The organism is Nonomuraea deserti (assembly GCF_004348685.1).
Classification (GTDB): Bacteria; Actinomycetota; Actinomycetes; order Streptosporangiales; family Streptosporangiaceae; genus Nonomuraea; species Nonomuraea deserti.
Genome location: NZ_SMKO01000354.1, coordinates 1 through 3838, shown reverse-complemented (window position 1 = coordinate 3838; position 3838 = coordinate 1). Strand labels below are relative to the sequence as shown.

The 3838-nt window shown below is 76.0% G+C and carries 1 protein-coding gene; it reads left to right on the top strand.

Translation table 11 applies throughout. From position 1 onward, the window contains the following. The coding region (locus E1292_RS49720; protein ID WP_132606772.1) for an acyltransferase domain-containing protein at nucleotides 1–3838 on the top strand (3838 nt) is incomplete at both ends.

Genomic DNA, 3838 nt, shown 5'->3' with positions numbered 1-3838 from the left:
CGCTGAGCATGGGCGGGGCGTGGCGGCGGTGGTGGACGCGGCCGAGCACGGCCGGATGGTGTTCGTCTTCTCCGGCAACGGCTCGCAGTGGGCGGGCATGGGCGCCGACCTGCTGGCCGACGACGAGACCTTCCGCGCGGCGGTGCAGGAGGTCGACGCCGCGCTGCGGCCGTACCTGGGCTGGTCGGTGCTGCGCGAGATGGAGCGGCCGCCCCGGCAGTGGCGGCTGTCGGCGACGGAGGTCGCCCAGCCCATGTTGTTCGCCGTGCAGGCCGGGCTGCTGGCCGTGTTGCGCGCGGCGGGTGTCCACCCGGAGGCTGTGCTGGGTCACAGCGTGGGCGAGGTCGCGGCCGCCTACGCCGCCGGTGCGTTGTCGCTGGAGCAGGCCGCGCGCGTGATCGCGGCACGCGGCTCGGCGCAGGCCGCCACGATGGGAACGGGCCGGATGGCCGCCGTCGGGCTGCCGGAGGAGCGTGCCCGCGCCGTGCTGGCCCGCTATCCGGACGTGGAGGTCGCAGCGGTCAACACCGATCGCGACGTCACGCTCGCCGGGCCGGAGGGGCAGCTCAAGCAGCTCGGCGCTGATCTGGAGGCGGACGGCGTGTTCGTCCGCCACCTGGACCTCGACTATCCCTTCCACAGCGCCGCCATGGACGCCGCGCGCGAGCCGCTGCTGCGGTCCCTGGACGGGGTGCGCCCCCGTCCCGCCGGCATCACGCTGCTGTCCACCGTGACGGGGCGCGCGCTGGACGGAAGCGAGCTGACGGCCGCCTACTGGTGGCGCAATGTCCGCGAACCGGTGCGGTTCGCGGACGCCGTGGACGGCGCGCTGGCGAGCGGCCACGACGTCTTCGTCGAGGTGGGGCCGCATCCGGTGCTCCGCTCCTACCTGCGCCGGATGACCGCGCGGGCCCGCCGGCGCGCCTGCGTGGTGCCGACCCTGCGCCGCGAGCAGCCCGCCGCCATGGCGACCGCGGTCGCCGAGATCATCGCCGCCGGCGGCCGGCTGGACTGGGACGTCTATTTCCCCCGCCCTGGCCGGGTCGTGTCCCTGCCGTCCTACCCGTGGCAGCGCGAGCGTTACTGGATCGGCGGCCCCGACACGTGGGTCCACTCCAGCGGCACGGGAGCGCTGCAACATCCGCTGCTGGGCGAGCGCCTGCCGGCCCCGCACCCCACCTGGCACGGCCCGATCGAACGCACGCTGGCGCCCTGGCTGGTCGACCACCGCGCAGGGGGCGTGCCCGTCCTGCCCGTCACCGGCTACGTCGAGATGGCGTTGTCGGCCGCCAGGCTGGCCATTCCGGAGGCCGGCGAAGCCGTGGAGGTCGACCGGGCGGCCGTCACCCGGGCGCTGGTGATCCCCGAGTCGGCCGACGCCCGGCCGCTGTACGCGCAGACGTCGTTCACGCCCGAGACCGGCGCGGTGGTCGTGACCAGCACCGACGATCTGGCGCTGCCGCCGCAGGAGCACTTCCGGGCACGTGTCCGGCTGCTGCTGCGGCCCTGCCCGCCGCCGCTGGACCTGGCCGCGCTGCGCGCCCGCATCACCGCAGAAGCCGACGTGGACGCCTTCTACCGGGACACCGCCCGCGGCGGGATGGCCTACGGGCCCGCCTTCCGGGTCCTGACCGGTCTGCGGCTGGGAGAGGGTGAGGTGCTGGCCGCCTACCGCGTGCCCGCGCAGGCCGAAGGCCAATATCACGTGCACCCGGTGCTGCTGGACAGCGCGTTGCAGGCGGGCGTGGCGTGGCTGGTGGAGACCATGCTGCAGGGCAACGCCTTCATGCCCTCGGCCATCGGCGCGGTGCGGGTGTGGCGCGCCCCCGCCGCCGAGGGCGTCCTGTACGTACGCGAACGCGCGCGCGGCGACGACGAGGTGTGCTGGGACATCCTGGTGGCCGACCCCGACGGCGCGGTCACGGTCGAGGTGGAGGGATGCCGGCTGCGGCGCACCCAGCTCAGCACGGTCCTGCCGCTGCAACATTTCCGCACCGAGCTGCGCGCCCTGCCGCACGAGAACACGCCTGCCGCGCCATGGCCGCTGGCGGGCCCCGTGGAGATCGTCGACGCCGTCGCCGGCAGGCTCGCCGACCTCCGCTCGGCCTGGCGGGCCCTGGACCACGGCCGTTTCGCCGACCGTGCGGAGGCGTCGTACGCCGCCGCCCTGGCCACCGCCCTGGAGGAGATCCTCTGCCCGCCCGGCGGGGAGATCGGCGTGAACGACCTGGTACGTGCAGGGGTGACGGGCCGCGGCGTGGCGATGGTGCAGCACGCCCTTCCGCTCCTGGAGCGGCACGGCCTGGCCCGGCGCCCGGGCGAGGCCCGCTTCGAGCTGATCGGCCAGCACCGCGACGGTTCAGCCGCCGGGCGGGCCAGGCAGGACGAGGCGACGGCGTTCTTCGGGCAGGCGACGCCGTTCGCCGCCGAACAGGCTCTGACCGCGCTGTGCGTCCGGCACCTGGTCCCCGTCCTGCTCGGCGAGCACGACCCCGCCGAGCTGCTGCATTCCGGCGGAGGCGCCGAACTGCTGGACCAGGTGCACGACATCGCGCCCCTGTGCCTGCACGGCAACCGGCTCATCCGCGCTCTGGCCGGGGAGATCGCCGCGCGCTGGCCGGCGGACCGGCCGCTGCGCATCGTGGAGGTGGGCGCGGGGACCGGCGGCACGGCCGCCATGCTGCTGCCGATCCTGCCCGCCGACCGTACCCGCTACCTGGTCACCGACGTCGACGAGGTGGTCCTGGCACGGGCGCAACGGCGGCTGGCCGGATCAGACGTCGTGGAGTTCCGCCGCTTCGACCTCGACGCCGGCCCCGCCGAGCAGGGCTTGCCACCGGGCTCCTTCGACCTGGTGATCGCCGCCCACGCCCTGCACCGGTCCGCTGACCTCGCGGGCACGCTCGCCCGCCTGTCCGAGCTCCTGGTGCCGGGCGGGCAGTTGCTGGCGGTCGAACCCCACCGGCCGCCCGTCGCGGCCTACGCCGGGATGCTGCCCGGCTACTGGGGCAACGCCGACCGCGAGCTGCGGCCGCACTCGCCGCTGGTCGAGGCCGAGCGCTGGCCGCGGGTGCTGGCCGAGGCGGGGTACCGCGAGGTCGCGCACCTGACCGACGACGACGATCCCGGCCGGGCGGAGTGCTCGCTCCTGCTGGCCACGGCGGCCGGCACGGCCCCTGCCCCGCAGCGGCTCCCGCTCGACGCCGCGCAGACATGGATCGTCGTCGCCGGCCACGCCAAGGGCGGCGCCGATGTCACGTCGTCCCACGGTCCAGTGCGGGACCGCACGCCCGCGCTGGCCGACGCGCTCGGGGACCTGATCGCCGGGCAGAGCCACGTCGAGCGGGCGGACGCCGGGGAGGACGCGGCGCGGTTGCTGGAGCGGGTGCCGCAGGGCGCCGCCGCGGTCACGTTCCTCCTCGTGGTGGAGAGCCCGGCCGACCCTCGGGGCGGCGCGGCCCGCCCGCCCGAGGCCGTCGTCGAGGAGGTCGCCGGCCACATCGCCGCCGTGCGCGCCGTGGCTCAGGCGTGCGCCCAGCTTCCGCCGTCCACAGCGGCGGCGTTGTGGCTGGTCACGTACGAGTGCGCGGCCGTGCCCTGCCCCGTCCCCGGCGGCGGGGACACGCCGGTTGCCTCGGCCGTGTGGGGGGCGACCCGTACCCTGGCCAACGAGCAGCCCCGCGTGACGGTCCGGCGGGTGTCGGTGCACCGGGGCGGCAGCCCCGCCGCCGACGCCGAGCGCGTGTTCGGCGAGCTGGCCCGCCCCGGGCAGGAGGACGAGATCGTCCTGACCGGGCAGGGCCGCTTCGTCGCCCGGACGCGGCACACGCCCTGTCTC